Annotated in this window: 16 protein-coding genes; 8 read left to right on the forward strand and 8 right to left on the reverse strand. The window is 41.0% G+C overall.

Annotated features, from left to right (window positions below):
* Positions 1-487: 487 nt before the first annotated feature.
* Positions 488-862 (forward strand): hypothetical protein, encoded by a 375-nt coding sequence (locus BV375_RS28800; RefSeq protein ID WP_086766877.1) that lies wholly within the window; start codon positions 488-490, stop codon positions 860-862.
* A gap of 45 nt (positions 863-907) precedes the next feature.
* On the opposite strand, the gene BV375_RS28805 is transcribed toward BV375_RS28800, so the two are convergent.
* The 3 genes from BV375_RS28805 to BV375_RS28815 are packed head-to-tail and all read right to left on the reverse strand — an operon-like array spanning position 908 to position 5,990.
* Positions 908-2,296 carry a response regulator gene (locus BV375_RS28805; protein WP_086766879.1) on the reverse strand — a complete coding sequence of 463 codons (1,389 nt, stop codon included), beginning with the start codon at positions 2,294-2,296 and terminating at the stop codon, positions 908-910.
* Complete coding sequence (locus BV375_RS28810) at positions 2,293-5,007, reverse strand: response regulator (protein ID WP_086766881.1); 2,715 nt, start codon at positions 5,005-5,007, stop codon at positions 2,293-2,295. Before BV375_RS28810 ends, BV375_RS28805 begins: the two co-directional genes overlap by 4 nt.
* A gap of 14 nt (positions 5,008-5,021) precedes the next feature.
* Entirely contained in the window at positions 5,022-5,990 is a 969-nt protein-coding gene (locus BV375_RS28815; RefSeq protein ID WP_086766883.1) for a phosphate/phosphite/phosphonate ABC transporter substrate-binding protein, read from the reverse strand.
* 175 nt (positions 5,991-6,165) lie between these two features.
* Here BV375_RS28815 and BV375_RS28820 point away from each other — a divergent pair, with 175 nt between their 5' ends.
* On the forward strand, positions 6,166-6,369 hold the full coding sequence (locus BV375_RS28820; RefSeq protein WP_086766885.1) for a hypothetical protein: 204 nt from the start codon (positions 6,166-6,168) through the stop codon (positions 6,367-6,369).
* A gap of 14 nt (positions 6,370-6,383) precedes the next feature.
* Positions 6,384-6,563, forward strand: coding sequence for a 30S ribosomal protein S21 (gene rpsU, locus BV375_RS28825; RefSeq protein ID WP_008226419.1), 180 nt, complete (start codon positions 6,384-6,386; stop codon positions 6,561-6,563).
* 243 nt (positions 6,564-6,806) lie between these two features.
* Here the strand turns inward: rpsU and pth are convergent, their stop codons facing one another.
* From pth to psbH, 3 genes are all read right to left on the reverse strand, one after another.
* Positions 6,807-7,448 carry an aminoacyl-tRNA hydrolase gene (pth, locus tag BV375_RS28830; protein WP_086766967.1) on the reverse strand — a complete coding sequence of 214 codons (642 nt, stop codon included), beginning with the start codon at positions 7,446-7,448 and terminating at the stop codon, positions 6,807-6,809.
* Positions 7,449-7,482: 34 nt separating this feature from the next.
* Positions 7,483-7,755, reverse strand: a complete 273-nt coding sequence (locus BV375_RS28835) for a TatA/E family twin arginine-targeting protein translocase (RefSeq protein ID WP_086766887.1) — start codon at positions 7,753-7,755, stop codon at positions 7,483-7,485.
* Between the two features lie 170 nt (positions 7,756-7,925).
* On the reverse strand, positions 7,926-8,129 hold the full coding sequence (gene psbH / locus BV375_RS28840) for a photosystem II reaction center protein PsbH (protein WP_086686560.1): 204 nt from the start codon (positions 8,127-8,129) through the stop codon (positions 7,926-7,928).
* A gap of 85 nt (positions 8,130-8,214) precedes the next feature.
* Here psbH and psbN point away from each other — a divergent pair, with 85 nt between their 5' ends.
* Complete coding sequence (gene psbN / locus BV375_RS28845; RefSeq protein WP_086766889.1) at positions 8,215-8,346, forward strand: photosystem II reaction center protein PsbN; 132 nt, start codon at positions 8,215-8,217, stop codon at positions 8,344-8,346.
* A gap of 49 nt (positions 8,347-8,395) precedes the next feature.
* Here the strand turns inward: psbN and BV375_RS28850 are convergent, their stop codons facing one another.
* The gene (locus BV375_RS28850; protein WP_086766891.1) at positions 8,396-11,572 is read right to left on the reverse strand and encodes an alpha-mannosidase; all 3,177 of its coding nucleotides are present in this window, start codon (positions 11,570-11,572) and stop codon (positions 8,396-8,398) included.
* A 105-nt stretch (positions 11,573-11,677) separates the two neighbouring features.
* On the opposite strand from BV375_RS28850, the gene BV375_RS28855 reads away from it, so the two are divergent.
* Together BV375_RS28855 and BV375_RS28860 are read left to right on the forward strand one after the other, a co-directional pair.
* Positions 11,678-13,306 carry a hypothetical protein gene (locus BV375_RS28855; protein ID WP_086766894.1) on the forward strand — a complete coding sequence of 543 codons (1,629 nt, stop codon included), beginning with the start codon at positions 11,678-11,680 and terminating at the stop codon, positions 13,304-13,306.
* A gap of 314 nt (positions 13,307-13,620) precedes the next feature.
* Positions 13,621-13,857, forward strand: coding sequence for a hypothetical protein (locus BV375_RS28860; protein WP_243714084.1), 237 nt, complete (start codon positions 13,621-13,623; stop codon positions 13,855-13,857).
* Positions 13,858-13,861: 4 nt separating this feature from the next.
* Here the strand turns inward: BV375_RS28860 and BV375_RS28865 are convergent, their stop codons facing one another.
* Positions 13,862-14,752, reverse strand: coding sequence for a 1-acyl-sn-glycerol-3-phosphate acyltransferase (locus BV375_RS28865; RefSeq protein WP_086766969.1), 891 nt, complete (start codon positions 14,750-14,752; stop codon positions 13,862-13,864).
* A 200-nt stretch (positions 14,753-14,952) separates the two neighbouring features.
* On the opposite strand from BV375_RS28865, the gene BV375_RS28870 reads away from it, so the two are divergent.
* A complete protein-coding gene (locus BV375_RS28870) occupies positions 14,953-15,828 on the forward strand; it encodes an alpha/beta hydrolase (protein ID WP_086766971.1) in 876 nt (291 codons plus the stop codon).
* Positions 15,829-15,967: 139 nt separating this feature from the next.
* Positions 15,968-16,966 carry a chemotaxis protein CheB gene (locus BV375_RS28875; protein WP_086766898.1) on the forward strand — a complete coding sequence of 333 codons (999 nt, stop codon included), beginning with the start codon at positions 15,968-15,970 and terminating at the stop codon, positions 16,964-16,966.
* The last annotated feature ends 69 nt before the right edge of the window (positions 16,967-17,035 follow it).

Consider the following 17,035-nt stretch of genomic DNA (forward strand, 5'->3'; position numbering starts at 1 on the left):
CCCCCCCGTTGAGCAAACTTCGGGGGAGGGGATTAAGGGGTGGGGTAAAACGTATGTGGGATAAGCGTTGAGCTTAAGTTGACACCAATGAGCATTGCTAAACCCCTACGAAAAATTTATGTGTATCAGGATTTTCGTGAATTGGTATCAGTCTCAGAAATGGATTTTTCTTGGTGTCTTTGTGGTGAATAAATTAGTTTTAAATCACAAAGACACGAAAATGAGGGCAGTTGCATGGGCGGGTTTCCCGACTTGAGCAAACTGCCCGTTGCAAAAACGAAAATATACTTCAATTATCGAGTGTCTTACTTAAATTTGATTTACTTTTCATAAGAGCATAAGAACTTTCGATAATTTATCTGTTGCCCATCTTGTGAGTGACAAAAGTAACTATTTAAACATGACTTTTGTTACAGGCGTCACCCTGATTATACCGAGTACTTTAGGAATATCCAAATTCAGGAATGTGAGGCAGATTAAAAAGTATATGAACCGTTTTAAATCTATTCTTCTTGGAGGCTTGTTAGCAGCTGCTTCAACTGCTACTCTTTCCCAAAATGCTAATGCTGCTGAAGTTAAATATCAGCATGATAATTTTCATATTAATACTGTTGCTGTTAATCATAGTAACGTACTTCGTGACACTCAACTGCGTGAACAACGCGCTCGTGAATTGCGTGAACGTCAACTGCGTGAACAACAAGCTCGTGAATTACATGAACGTCAAATTCGCGAACAACAGGCTCGTGAATTGCGTGAACGTCAACTGCGTGAACAACAAGCTCGTGAATTGCGTGAACGTCAAATCCGCGAACAACAAGCTCGTGAATTGCGTGAACGTCAAGCTCACCTTCACCATTAAGCTCTAAATTTCCACAATTAATTAGGAGAGTAGCAATACTCTCCTTTAGTTTATAACAACAGGAATTTCAATCCAAAATTCTGTGCCTTTCTCTAATTCAGACTGGAACCGAATAGTTCCACTATGTTTTTCTTCAATAATTTGCCGACTAATAGACAATCCTAAACCAGTTCCTTTGCCTACAGGTTTAGTAGTAAACATCGGTTCAGATAATCGTTGTTTGACTTCTTCTGTCATGCCAATACCATTGTCGGCAATTTGAATTATCACTCCTGAGCTTTGTTCATTGATATCAGTACGAACTGTAATCTTTCCTTGGTACTCTGGCACTGAAAAATTACTATTAACAAATGACTCTTCTATTGCATCAATTCCATTAGCGAAGAGATTCATAAAAACTTGGTTCAGCGGACCCGGAAAACATTCTACAAGCGGCAAAGTTCCATACTCTTTAATAACTTGAATTTCCGGGCGTTCAGGGTTAGCTTTGAGGCGGTATTGCAAAATTAATAATGTAGAGTCAATACCTTCATGAATATCTGTAGGTTGAGCGACTGTATCATCTCGACGAGAAAAGTGCCTGAGTGCATGAATCATCTGTGTCATCCGCTTTGTGCCTTTATGCATAGATGAGATGATTTCTGGAAAGTCGCATATCAAGTAATCTATATCAATTTCATCTATTTTGTTGGCTATTTCTTCCTCAGGCTGAGGATAATATTTTTGATAGAGACGTAATAAATCAATAAAACTTTGAGTATATTCTGAGGCGTGACCAAGATTTCCTAAAATAAAGTTGACTGGATTATTAATTTCATGGGCAATTCCGGCCACCAATTCACCAAGGGCAGACATTTTTTCTCGTTGTACCAAGCTAACTTGAGCTTGGTGAAGATTATGTAGAGCTTGAGACAGTTGAGATGTTCTTTCTTCCACCCGTTGCTCTAACTCTTGAGTCAGTTTTTGTAACTTAGCTTCAACGGCAAGACGTTCTGCTACTTCTTGTTTAAGTTGCTGATTTTGAGCTTGCTGTTGCTTGGTGAGGTTACGGATTTTGAGATGAGTCTTAACACGAGCCAATACTTCTTCTTGCTCAAATGGCTTAGTAATGTAATCTACTGCGCCCAAACTGAATCCTTTGACTTTATCGACAGTGTCGGAGAGGGCTGTCATAAAGATTATCGGGATATCACAGGTTAGAGGATTTGATTTTAAGCGATCGCAGGTGGTAAATCCATCAATTCCCGGCATCATCACATCCAATAAAATGATATCAGGACAAGCATATTCAGCTTGAGCGATCGCACCTTCACCATTTACAGCAACCAATATCTCCCAACCAGTATCTATCAATGCTTCCGATAGCACTTCCAAATTATTAGGGTTATCATCTACAATCAAAATTACACCTGTTTCAAGAGCAGGTATATTCATTGTTCACTTCCTCGATATAACTGAATTAATTCCTTAATTTTTTCGATTTGAAAGCTTTTTGCTAGTTGCAGTAACTCTTCAGCATAAGGTAGAAACTTTTCATCTAAATTTTTTAGCTGTTGTGCTTGCTCTCGAATAGCTTTAATGTTACCCCGCATTGCTAATTCCCAAAGTTGCTCAATTTCTTCAGGTGGAATCACAATTGAGTCAGTACTTTTTTGGTTAACATCAACAGAAGCGAGTTCTAAAGTTTCTTGTTCTTGTGGCGCATCATAAATCCACTCAAATTGCAAGTGTTGCTGTAACTTCTCCAATAAATTCTCTACTTGCACTGGTTTTAGCAGAAAATCATTTACGCCTGATTCTAGACTTTGATGCTCTTCAGAATGAAATATCTCGGTAGAAGAAAACATAATTGGCAACTTATAAAATTCTGGTAGCCTTCGGAGGCGACTGCTCATTTCCATCCCATCCATATCAGGCATAGCTAAGTCAGTAATAATCAAGTCTGGTTGAAATTGAACTGCTTTAACTAAGCCTTCTTGACCGTTAAATGCTTCTGCTATTTCAAAGCCCATATCTCCTAGAAGATTAATAATTACTGAACGGTTGTCTATATTGTCATCGACAATCAATATTTTTCGTTTATTGCCAGTAATTCCGATAATTTTTTTAGGAATAGCTACGCTAAAACTATTTTGCTGATGAGTCTTTATAAGTGTTTCATGTTCCGAATTTCCTGGGACATTTTCGTAAATCCATTCAATCTGTAAATATTTCTGTAACTTTTCTAGCAAATCATCAGCATGTACAGGTTTTGGGAGAAAGTCATCTGCACCAACTCCTATACTCTTGTGTTCGTCAGATTCAAATACGCTAGCAGATGAAACAATAATTACCAATTCCCCAAATTCTGGCATTTGTCGGAGGCGACGTGTTAGTTCAAAGCCATCCATTACAGGCATTGTCAAGTCAGTAATTATTAAATCAGGCAAAAATTGTAAAGCTTTTTCTAAACCTTCCTGACCGTCAGTTGCTTCTGCCATTTCAAACCCAATTTCCTCTAGCAGATTGACAACAACAGAACGGTTTTCCCACTTATCATCAATAATCAAAATTCTGCGTTTACCACTGGCGATGCCAACAATTTTGCCAGCAGTTATAACTCTAGCCGATTGTATCCAATCAATCGATTCTTGCAAGTTTAAGTCAATCCAAAAAGTACTACCTTGACCTAACTCACTTTTGACCTGAATTGTACTGCCCATTAATTGCACAATCTTCTGGCTAATAGCTAAACCTAGCCCCGTACCTTCTGATTGCTTTTTAGTATCTCCTACTTGCTCAAACGGTAAAAATATTTTAGCTGCCTGTTCTTGACTCATACCAATCCCGGTGTCAGCAATTTGGCAGCGAATTGTCTTAGTTATTTGTTGGCTATTTTCGGTTAATGAAGGTTGCTCAACACAGCTAACATCAAACTTCACTCCTCCTTTTTCTGTGAACTTAATAGCATTGCCTAACAAATTAATTAACACTTGTCGCAGTCGCTTTTCATCTGCCCAAACACCAATAGGTAAATCCGAAGTTGGTTGATAAATAAACGAGATACCTTTTTGGTCAGCACGAATTCGACAAATTTCCACAACACTTTGCAAAAATGCGGGAAAATGGAAGTCATGGTTGTAAAGTTCCATTTTCTGAGCTTCAATTTTAGATAAATCTAAAATGTCAGTGATTAATGTTAGCAAATGTGAACCGCATTGATGAATAATTCTTAAGCCATCTTGTTGTTTAGTAGTTAAGCTGCTATCGCGTTGGAGAATTTGAGCATAACCTAAAATGCCATTGAGTGGTGTTCGTAATTCGTGGCTCATATTAGCCAAGAATTCACTTTTTGCACGGTTCGCCCGGTCGGCAAGTTCTTTTTTTACCTCCAAGGAGCGATATGATTCAGATAAGGTTGTAGCCATCTGATTAAATGCATCTGCAAGTTGTTCAATTTCATCTTTGGTTTGAATATCTAAGCGGTATTCTAGATTTCCCCTGCCAATGATTGCTGCTCCTTGTTGTAACTTTTGAATTGAGCGAATTACAGGTAGAAAAATCAACAATAATTGACCGATAAAAATTAACAAGATAGATAAGATAAGAATTTGTCTAGCCAGTTGAGTATTTTGTTTGAAATGCTCAAAGTCTTGCTTTGCTAAAATATCTTGTTTTTGTAGTTTCTGAATTAAGGTATTTAAATAAAGTTCAATATCCCGAGAAAAAGCATTGATCACACGGAAATCTTGTTGAGATTCAGCTAATTCTAAGGGTTTATTGACTTGAGATTGACTGGTTAGCTCTGTAACTAATTCAGCAAGAAGACTATGGCGATCGCGGATTTTGCCTAACTCCGAAGCTATCCCTGGATTTAAGTTTTCTAGCTCAGACAAATCTGTGATGAATCCAGATAATGCTTCTTCATATTTCACCTGATTGGCAATATCTCGCCTCAGCAAAATCATGTCTTTGAGTGCAGCTACTTGGTTATTTAAAGCAACATTTATTTTCAAGATAGTTGTCAAAGATTTAGCATTTTTTGCTTGAGTATCCTGCGCTTTCCCTTCAGCTTGCCTGATGAATATGTCACCGCCAATTAAAGTGGAAACAACTAGTCCAACGACAATCGCAGACGACCCAATGCACTTGGTTGTGATTCGCATAAATTGGTGTCGCCCTATTTTGTTGTAACTCGCTTTTGAAAGTCTCTAACAATGTCGTAATCTCCATCTTGCACCAAAGTATATCCGGCTCCGATAGCACCACTAGGATCTATCAACCCTGCTGGTGCGTCAATCAGTGCCTTTTTCAAGGCATTTTTTAATTCGATAGAGACTTTACTAGAAGCAACTATAGGTACGCTAGGAAGAGGAACAGATTCCCAGATAATTGTGTATTTTCTTGGGTCAAACTTTCCCTGTTTAACTTGCTCAGTATAGGATCGCCGATCATCTGCGATCGCATCAACTTCTCCTTTGGCTAAAGCTTGCTTTGATTTATCATGTGAACCAGAAAATATCACTTTTGTAAAGTCTTGTTCAGGATTAATACCTATGTCCTGAAAATGAGCCATTGGTACTATATATCCAGAAGTCGATAACTTGGTGACAAAAGCAAATCGCTTGCCTTTCAAATTTTGTAGAGTTTTAATGCTACTACTGTTGCTAGTAATAATTACAGATGTGTACCAAGGTCGCTTGGTATCTTGATTAATTGGGGAAACAAGGGGTTCAATTTTAGGATCGCGAAGACGGGCTGCGATGTAGCTACTCGGCCCGAGGTATGCTAGTTCTGCTTTTCCTTGAATTAAGGCTTCAACCGCTTGATCATAGTCCTTAGTAATTTGAAATTTAAAGGGTCGCTTCAGTGCTTGAGTTAAATAGTTAGCCAAAGGTTGAAGTTGCTTTTCTTGCTCAGTTGTAACCTGCCAAGGAATGACTGCCATTGTGAGAGTTGCTTGTTCGTCTTCCGCTTGATTGGGTACGCTACCAGGCGACTCAGCAGTAATTGGTTGAGTTGCAGATGAACTTTCACGAGTGGGAGTACAGGCTGTACTAAATATAGCGATCGCTAATCCTGAAATCCAGAAAATAGCTTTTCTGTTAGGGAAACTATCCACAACTTTACAAAAAAGTTGCTGATACATAAATTTTTTCCTTTTGAAGCCTGTTTTGTGAAAAAAGCTTTACACCTTTATTAATCCCAAAACCGTACATCTACTCACATCAACACTTCCAAATTTTTTATTTTAGTTTTTATAAGTATTTATGCTTGAAAAACAGTTTCCACTTGAACTTTAATATAGTCAAGGAAATTTGACGGTGCGATGTCTGGCGACAAGCCGCTTTGCGTCTACGCCTAATATTCTCGAATCCCATAGCAATGGCGTTAGAGATGAAGATTTCCCCCGTTTAAACAGCACAGATAACCTACCTCAACTACAACAACTGCGTTTTTTAATAGTTCTTGGTGGGAGTTTTGCTAAGTTAGGGGCTGCTATTACAATGGAAACTGATCGATTATGAGGATACGGTAAGCAATGACCCAAGTGGTTTTAGGAGAGAACGAAGGAATAGATTCAGCATTGCGTCGGTTTAAACGCCAGGTTTCCAAAGCTGGTATATTAGCTGACGTAAAATATCATCGGCACTTTGAAACACCGTTGGAAAAGCGTAAACGTAAGGCAGTGGCAGCTAGACGCAAACGACGTTTTAAATAAACCTATTTTCGTAGTGGCGCTGTTTGAAGACAAGTTCTTAAACAAACAACAAGACGTTGCCATGATTCTTACAAAATTAATGAAGATTTACCGCGCCCTGATTGGGGTGTGAGTTAATTCCTTTCCCCATGTCTGGGGCGTCTCAAATGTCGTAGGTATGGTTGGATGGAGTTAGCGATCACCGCTATCCATCAACCAAAATTAATGTAAAATAACCGTTTAGTTTTTTTCTGAGCCAGCTGACTAAGATTCAGAAGTATCGATGGTGCGGCTGTTACAACGGTTCATAGCCTTTTCTACTCCTTGTTTGAGGCTGAGTTCTATGCACTCAATCACAAATTGAAGTACAAGAGACATCATTTGAGTTTCGCTAGCAGAAAAACGTCCCAGCACATGAGAGACAGCCCCAGAATCGTCGGTATTGGCTGCACCTTTTGGTTTACCAATACCGATACGCAACCGTGGAAAGTTTTGGGAACTCAAATGTGCGATCGCACTTTTCATTCCATTATGTCCCCCAGCCGAGCCAGACAAGCGCAGGCGAGTCTTTCCTAAAGGTAAATCCATATCATCATAAATTACCAACACTGACTCTGGCGGCAATTTATACCAACTAGTAACTGCTTGTATAGCTTGTCCTGAGCGATTCATGTAAGTCAACGGCTTCAGTAAGCGGATTTTACCGCCAATCGGCGCAACACCTTCACCGTATTCCCCTTGAAACTTACGATTTTCTGTTAAGGGAATTTGCCACGCACGCGAAAGAGCATCAATAGCCGCAAAGCCAATATTGTGGCGCGTTTGGTCATATTTAGGCTCTGGATTCCCCAACCCGACAATTAGCTGGGGAATTACCAAAACTGGTTTTGTAACAGCCTCTGTCATTTTGACTCTAGTCAATCGATATGCAGCACCTAATTTAGCTTTTTGGAGAAGAACTAGCAGTGTCATGCTCCAATTCGGCTGCTTCGATTTGCTTGGGTTCAATTTCAGCAGTAGTTTTTACAGCTTGTTCTATTTGTTCTGCTTCGCGCTTGAACTCGGTTTGAAATTCATTAGAAGCTTCTTGAAAGCCACGAATTGCTTTACCCAAGCTACGACCAATCTCTGGCAACTTTTTCGGGCCAAAGACTAATAGTGCTACTACAAAAATTACAGCCATTTCGGGCAGACCAATACCAAATATATTCATGGGGTTTCTCCTATAAATCTACAGGTTAAGCTGGGAGGGAGAATACTATCTTCCCATTTATCTATGTTGACTTGTTTTGGATTAATTTTTTCAATATGAAATCTACAAAAAAACCCGGACGAGCCGGGTGTAGCTTCGATGATTCTAAAAGCTCAATAGCCTTGTATAAGTTAACGACCTATACTCCGCCAATCGACAAATACATCCTGGATCAGGATGGTCTTGTTATAGACTTGTAGAATAATCAGCAGAAAAACGAAAAATAATAGCATAAAAACAGCCATTACAGGTGTAGTTCCCCAACCCGGAGCTACTTTACCATACTCAGAGTTCAGGGGTCTCAGTATATCTCCCAACCTAGTCCTTTGTGCCATAGTTCACCTAAGATTACTTGCCAAAGCTTTTTTTAATCTTCTGTAATATTCTATAAGAATAGCACTCATAATCTATCGCTCAATTATGGAACCCGCAATAGTTCTTAGCATTTCTGTCGCTGCCGTTGTTATAGCCATCACTGCGTGGGGAATCTATATCTCTTTTGGACCTCCCAGCAAGGAATTAGCAGATCCATTTGAAGACCACGAAGACTAAACGTACATAAGGTTACAGACGCTATGAATTGCGTCTGTAAAAATCAGGGTTAATTTTCTGGTATGATCTTAAAACTGAGAATTTTCCAAGGCTCAATTGTAAAGATTTGTTGCTCAGATGAGAATTTGGTAGTAACAGAACGCTCCAATAAATCTACTGGCTCTCCCAAATCTAATCTTAAATCACTATGCAAAGATAACTTAGCTGTATCGCCGTGACATTCATAACAACGCAGAATCAACTGTTGTGGATCATCTTCAGATTGCTTGAATGCCATTAAGATTAAATTATCAGCGGATAGATTTAGGAAACTCATTTTGTCAGTAGTGCTGAGTTCTGAGTTCTGAGTTATCAGGGGATTTACAATTACTTGCAGCGGAATATTCAACTCATAGCCACGCTTGACTGTATGGGCTGACTCCCAGCTACCAGCGTGGGGGTATAAAGCATAGGTAAATTGATGAAAACCTCGGTCGGCTTCGGGATTCGGCCAGTTAGGACTGCGTAGTAGAGTCAGGCGTAATTGATTTGGTTGACTGTCGTAACCGTATTTACAATCATTCAGCAAACTAACTCCATAGACACATTCATCTATTTCTTCAGTCAAATCAGCCCAACGTAAAGCTGGTACTTCCCACTTTGCTTTTTCTGCGGGGGTTTGGGGTTTAGTTGGGCGGCGAATTGCACCACAGGGAATTTCATATGTAGCAAAGTCTGCTGTAACGTTGAGAGGAAAAGCAGCTTTCACCAACACGTGATTTTCTTGCCAATTAACAATTGTGGCAATTTTGAGTAGAGGTACACCAACTGACAATATATAGTCTTGGCAAAATTCTGATTCACCCAACTGACGCACCACCCGCAAACGGCTTTGCACTGCACCTTTTTCTAGCCACTGAATTGATTTGAGAGTAGTTGGCGGTAAAGGATGCTGGGTATAATTGGGATCAATATTCCAAGCATCCCAATATTGTCCGCTATCTTGAAAAGCTTGCAGTTGATTACCTGCACCACTCAATACTTCGCGTTGATTAGTTTTATCAAAAACACTGGATAAATCTCCTGTGTTGGGGTTAACAACAACTCGCAGGAATTCATTTTCGAGAACCCAGTCAGATGGAAGCGGTGGGGTAGGGGGAAAAGGAGAACTGGGAACAAGCCAAAATAGGCGGTAGCCGACGGCGGGAATGTCGGTGGCGAGAAATAGCAGAGTTGATGGTTCACTTAGCTGAGATACCAGTTGCTTTCCAGAAACATCGTAAACTTGCCATTGTTGGTTAGCAGTTTTGGGTAAAGTGATAGAAACCACCTCAGAACGTTGCCAATTCAGCGAATTGAAAACGACAACAGGTAAACTATTTGGTTGTGGTGGTTGTGATGGGTTGATGTGGGATGCGATCGCTAACAATGATTCTTGTAATATCTTCGTTCCTATTTGTTCAACTTGTTGCCATTCCGGCAGGGCATCCAGATAAACTTGGGTAATTGAAGAACCGGGTAAAATATCGTGAAACTGCTGAAATAGTAGCTGCTTCCAAGCTGTTTCGATTTCTGCTTTCGGATATTCCACACCACAACTGATGCTTGCCAAAGTTGCAAATAATTCAGCTTGGTACAATAAACCTTCACAACGCCGATTCCATCGTTTTTGATCTCCGTGGGTAGTGTAGCAACCGCGATGGAATTCTAAGTAAAGTTCATCTTCCCAGACAGGGAAGGAGGACGCGGAGAAATTGCTGATTTGCTGTAAATATTTTTCCGTAGTTGTAAATTCCAAGTCAGGGAAAACAGGTGAGTGTTGCCAGCGTTGGGCAGTTTCTAACATATCACGCGTAGGGCCACCGCCATGATCGCCAACACCAGGGAGCCACAGGGCATCTTTTATTCCAGTTTTAGTTTGCCATTCATAGGTGTAAGCTGCCATCTTCACTGGATTGATACCTTCACCAATGAGTGCAGACATCATACTAAATACTTGACTGCCATCAGGCGATCGCCACCAGAAAGCTCCATAATCAAATTTAGTAGTATCGTTCCACAGCAACTTTTGGGTGACAAAATATTCAATCCCAGCATTGACGAAAAACTGCGGTAAAGTTGCACAAAAACCAAAGCTATCGGGTAACCATGCTACAGGCGAAATCTTGCCGAATTTTGCCTGGGTATAGCGCTGACCATACAATAGCTGACGGACAATTGATTCCCCAGCAATCAAATTTAATTCTGGTTCCACCCACAAACCACCGATAACTTCCCAACGTCCAGCAGCTACCGCCTCTTGAATGGCCTTAAATAAATCTGGGCGATGTTCTTCAATCCAAGCATACTGTGCTGGCATCGAATGGCAGTAAATTAACTCTGGAAAATCTTTTTGCAACTTTAGCACCGACTCAAAAGTACGTTGTGCTGCATTCCAGGTTTCACTGACAGGCCATAGCCATGCTAAATCTAAGTGAGCATGACCAACCAAATAGATTTTAGATTTTAGGTCGCACCTTTGGTGCGCTTCCAGCGCAACTTGGATTTTGGATTGAACTAGGTTTTTGCGTACAGACAAGAGTATTGTTTCCCACTCTTTCTTTTCTTCCTCTGCGTTCTCTGCGCCTCTGCGGTTCGTTACCTTCCTCACCACCCCCACCAAAACATCTAACTTATCTGGTGCAAACTGTTCCAAATAAAGCTGCACCACAGCCAACTCATCAGCGATAAAACCGGCATCAGGACGATTATAATCAGGAGATTCGTAGACAAGGAGCGATCGCACTAAAGCACCATCATCATGTCCCGGACTCACCAGCCGTAAAGCCACAATAAATTCGTCCCCTGGCGTCACTCCCTGGCTCAGAAGTACTCTGGGTGAGCAATCAAATAAATCTCCCTCCAGCACTAGCTCCCCATTTACATAAATCTCAGCAGCATCAGCCCACCAAAGCAGTGCTAGCCGCAAAGACAACCCAATCAAGGGATAACCCTGTAAATCCTGGGGAACTATCAACTTTTGAGCCAGCCACAACACTTTCTTCCCAGCTGTCCAAGCAATATTTCCTTTAGCATTTAGCTCGACAGGTGACCATTGAGATAAATCCGATGCAGCAACATCAGTAATATTCCAGTCAGATTCTTGGTATAGCCAGGTAGACTGAAGATTTACTTGACAACAAGAGCGCAGTTGCGCAATTGCTTCTGATATTAAATTAGTATGAGATTGGCTTACAGGAAGGGTCATATTTTGGCTAAAATCAGGGCACTTACGATAATTAACAGTTTGTCGTTTTGACTGTGCAGTGGGAGTCTCGCAGATCAATCAAGCTCTAACTAACAAATCACTACCATGCCTTCTGGTTCCTCTGGTCGTTATCAAAGCAGAATATTTAACTTCGTTAACCAGCAATCTCGGCGGTTGACAGAACAGCTGGAACACACCATCCGGTATGTACAAGTTGCTACTAAATGGGGTGTTGGAGTACTACTTTACCCTGTATACCTGCTGTTGCAGTCAACCGAATCTTCAAAGAAAGCTCTGTATAGTAAAGAACCTCAAACCAGACTACAGTTAGAAGCAGCAACTCCCCCAGATGTTGATACTCCTATTGAGAACGTACTAGAGACTGTCAAAAATTTACCATTTGCGGAAACCCCTGCTACATCTTCAAATAGCATATCGGCACCTGCAAATCCCTTGGCGGTTTTAGAATCCTTATGGTTGAAATTTATTCCTCGTAAACCAAGCAATAACTCTGGTCTTTCTCAATCATTAACTATTTCAGAGCATCCAGCAGGCAATCTCAACCCCTCACCTATACATCCAATGGTACAGGGAATTGCTACAGATATAGAGAAGCGCAATTTATTACTGATTACTGCGGATAATGAAATTTTGGATGTTTTAACACCGCAAGAGCAAGCAAAATTAGAAAGCTTAATTATTAGTGAAGTTGCTAACTACTGGCGTTCTAGGCGCTTATTAGAAGAAACAAAACAAACTAATTTATTACCAGAAATTAAACGCTTATTAACTAAGCTCACTGGTGGTAATCCAGAACAGATAAATATTCTAAGTCCAGGTACGGTAACTGAGGAGGTAAATGAGTCTAATTACTTACCAAATTCACCAAGAGCTTTGGAATTTCTAGATGCAGTTGTGGCAAATTTAGAATCAAATGCTTTAGTGCCAATACAACAACGCAGCCGAGAGATTATCCAAGTTGCCCAAGCTCAGTTCAATATATTTCTTTATGGCAAAGAGCATTTAGCAGCTAGAGGACAAATTACAGTTAATACTGATAGTTTAGAAACTCAAACACTAAATATTCAAGCTTTGTTTGCGGCAGCGCTGAATTACTTTTTTGGTAATGGTACTGACAAAAAACTAGATAATAGAGAGACTAAAACAAAATTACCAGGTAGACGATTACCTCTATCTAACAGCCGCCAGTTGCAGAATGAGGTTTTAAGTGCAGATCCTTGGTTGACATGGAATGATTTGTTTGGTGACTCTGAGACGCCTGTAGAACAGCTAGTTACAACCTCCCCAAAGACAAATTCAACACTACCCTCCAGTCCATCAGCAACACCTTCTGCGTCAAACAATTTGATTAAGAGTTATCAAAAATTTTTACAACTACCACAATTAAATGCTGGGTTAGGAAAAAAGAAAAAATCATCTGAGAATCTCTCTCCTGCTCAGAAAAAATCTGACAAAGTTAACTCTGCCAAACAAACCAAATCTCAGATTTCCAAACCTAGCAGTAATCGTAAAAAAGGAGAAATTTCTCAGCGTTACCAAAGTACTCAAGTAGAGGCAAAACCAGATTGGATAGAAACAAAAGCAACACTAGTTGGATATGAAAAGCACATTTTAGAACAAATTTTAGAATTGCTTGATAGTATTATGCTGTGGTTAGAAACAATACTTGGAAACATTATTAGCTTTTTGCAGGGTCTGTTGCGAGTTAAGTAAGCTAGTATCGTTACCGAGTAAGTCAAAAGTTAAAAGACTATTATTTAAAGTTTTAGTCACTGTGTTAGGTGATATATTTATTTGCGCCGTGCTGTATTAGGATACTTATAGCAATTTGAAAAATGATTGCGACAGATGGAAGTCTGAAACGCTTATCCAATAGTTGTTTCACAATCCAAAATGGTCTGATACCAACTCTCTCAGTTTTTCTATTTTGAATTTTTAATTGTCGAATACTATTGGTGGTTTTTATAGTGAAAGTTACTGTTTACTGTAAGTACTTCAATTTCAAAAATCCACTAGAAAAACCAAAGATGGAAACGTTTGTTGTGGATTTACCTCAAATCCCAAAGATTGGGGAAACAATTGTGGTTGAGAGAATGTCGCCTACAAAACAGTGTGTAATTATTTTTGAGTACACTGTAACTGCTGTGCAGTTTAATGCAGGCAGTGAATCGGCTGATGCACCAAATGCCAGGCTCAATGTATGTTTGAACCACTGTTGGGAAGGTACATCCAATTTTAAGGTGACAAACTTTTTAGAAAAGTAATTCTTTACCAAAATAAGTGATTAAGGAAATTACGCAATAGCTTTGGTCCAGTTGGTTCTTGGTAATTTGTAGGTAATAAAGCAAGCATTGCATCTTGCACTGCCAAAACAACTGCATCGACTTCCTGACGCTTTGGTGTAGTAACGGGAGAAAAGTATAACGGCTGACCAAATCGAATAGTTAGTTCTTTTCTTAGATAGAGGTCATGAGTCCCAATCAATGCTATTGGTACTATGGGTACGCCAGATTTTAGGGCATAAATTACAGTCCCTCGCTTCAAGGGGACATGCAACTTACCCTCAGTTTCTCCTAGCCGTCCCTCCGGAAACAGAACTATGCCATCACCACGAGCCAAGATTGCTAGCACAATGCGATCGATTTGTCGTAGTGTTTGGATATCTCTGCCTGTGGGTACGTTCTGTTCAATTGCTGTCGCTAACTCTAGCAAGTCTTGTCGTCCTGCTTTAGCCTCTGCAATGACAGCAAATTCTTCTTTCCACATCCTTTCCAAAGGAATTACACCCCCAGCAAAGCTGAGGATCAGGCGCTTCCACCATTTGTTGTAGAGGGTACGGGCATCACCAAGGATGTAGTAATAAGGTTGGGCGGGGATTTCGCCTAGTAAGAGAAAGGGATCGATGTGATGGAGATGGTTAACAGCCAGAATTGCAGGTTTTTGCGGCAATCTTTCTAAGTTTTCTACCCGCACACGGAAAAAAGCATGAATGAGCGATCGCAATACGAAGCGACGCAAACCTCCACTAGCTTTCGGTTCGGAATGCTCCACAGTAATTGTTGCCAATTGCTTGAGCGTTTCCCCTATCCTCTGGCGAACAGCTGGATCAACAGCCGCAGCCAAACCCTCTTGCACCCGCTGGATTGCTTCAGTAGTCAAAAGCGGTAAGCTATTTGATTGTGTTTGATTTTCTGGTGCCTGAGAAGTTGCCCCATCAGCGCAGTTTTGAGTCACAAAGTCCCTAGAATTATTGTGAATAATAACCTCTTTGAATTCGTAAATAAATCTTAGTTCTTGATTTCATCGTATTAACCAATCTATGGTGAGAAACTTCAGAAAAAATGCCAAAAATTAACACTATGTTTTACCACAGTGAAGGTACTTTCAAAGGAGCGGGAAAGCTTGACCTGTATTACCAAAGGTGGTTACCAGAAGGTAAATTACGGGCGATATTGGTCATTGTGCATGGATTGGGAGCGCATAGCGGACGGTATGGAAATGTAATTGAGCAGCTTTTGCCTCAACAATATGCTGTCTACGCTTTGGATCAGCGTGGTAATGGACGCTCACCAGGACAGCGAGGCCATATCAATAGTTGGGCGGAGTTTCGTGAAGACTTGAAAGCCTTCATCGAGTTAATTAAAACCCAGCATCCAGGCTGCCCAATTTTTGTTATGGGTCACAGCTTAGGTGGAGTAGTTGTCTTAGACTACATTTTGCGCCATCCTACAGAAGCATCGACATTGCAGGGTGCGATCGCACTTGCACCAGCTATAGGAAAAGTAGGCGTGTCAAAAGTTCGGCTACTTATAGGAAAACTCCTCTCCCGCATCTGGCCGCAGTTCACCCTAAATACTGGTATTGACCTGTCTGCTGGTTCAAGAGATGAGAAAATTTTAGTGGCTTACGCCCAAGATCCCCTACGCCATACCTTAGGCACTGCCCGTCTGGCTACTGAGTATTTTGCCACAGTTGCTTGGATTTATTCCCACGCTGCTGATTGGCAATTGCCACTATTAATTCTCCACGGTGGAGCCGACCGGGTAGCTTTACCAGAGGGAGGTGAAATATTTTACCAGTTAGTACCCTACAAAGATAAGCTGCGAGTGGTGTATCCCGAAGCCTATCACGAACTGCAAAGTGACCTCAATTACCAAGAAGTACTGGCTGACCTAGAAAACTGGTTAGAACAACATTTACCCGATGAGGTAAGTAAAGCTACATTCAGCAGATAAATTAATACTGCTAGATCTACCTTAGGGTTAAAGATAATTTCTGAGCAATTTCCTAGCTTAATTTGTAGAGATTACTCAAGTGCAGAGACAAGATTTTAGATGGTAAACGAGGTTTCTGCTCATCCCAACAAGGATAGAAATGGCTCAAAACCAACAGCAGGCAAGTGTACACGATCTGATCGTTGTCGGCGGATCGGCAGGCGGAGTTACGGCATTAACTGATTTAGTTAAGCAGTTGCCAGCTGCTCTGAATGCCGCTGTCATGGTAGTTGTTCACGTACACAGCGAAAGTCCGTCTATTTTGGCGGAGATTTTGAATAGTGCCGGAAAATTGCCAGCTTCTACAGCCCAAGATGGTGAAGCCATCGAGAAAGGAAGAATCTATGTTGCTCCACCTGACTATCACCTACGGGTAAAACCTGGATATTTGCAGTTGACAAAGGGGCCAAGAGAGAACCATCATCGCCCAGCCATTGATCCACTGTTTCGCACCGCAGCACGAGCCTACGGACGACGGGTGGTAGCTGTAGTGCTAACGGGGATGCTGGACGATGGCACCGCAGGACTGATGGCAGTCAAAATGCGGGGCGGTGTGGCAGTTGTTCAAGACCCCGATGATGCAATGTATTCGTCAATGCCGCACAGCGCCCTTGAAAATGTAGACGACATTGACTACATTTTGCCACTGTCAGAAATACCATCTATCTTAGTAACTCTAGCTAATACGCCGACAGAAAACTCCCAACAAAGTAACCTTGAATCCGATCTAGCACAATCAAATATGGAAGCGGAATCTGGTGATCTAGCAGGTAAACCATCAACATTCACCTGTCCTGATTGTGGTGGTTCCCTCTGGGAAATTGAAGAAGGAAAAATGTTGCGTTTTAAGTGCCATGTAGGTCATGCTTTCGGTGCAGAAACTCTTTTGGCAATGCAGTCTGAGGTCTTGGAGGAGGCGTTGTGGAGCGCTATAAGGGCACTGCAAGAAAAAGCTATGCTTTCAGAACGCATGGCTTCCAGAATGCGCGATCGCAACCTCAAATTGGCAGCACAACAAATGGAACGAGAGGCGGAGGCTGCCAAACAGCGCGCTCAGCTGATTCGGGAAGTCCTAGAAAAGGGGATTGAAGTCAAGTAGTTTATGACATCTACCATCGGGTATATTCCTAGAATACCAATAGTTAGATTTTTGAAGATTAGCAATGTG

The organism is Nostoc sp. 106C (assembly GCF_002154725.1).
Classification (GTDB): Bacteria; Cyanobacteriota; Cyanobacteriia; order Cyanobacteriales; family Nostocaceae; genus Aulosira.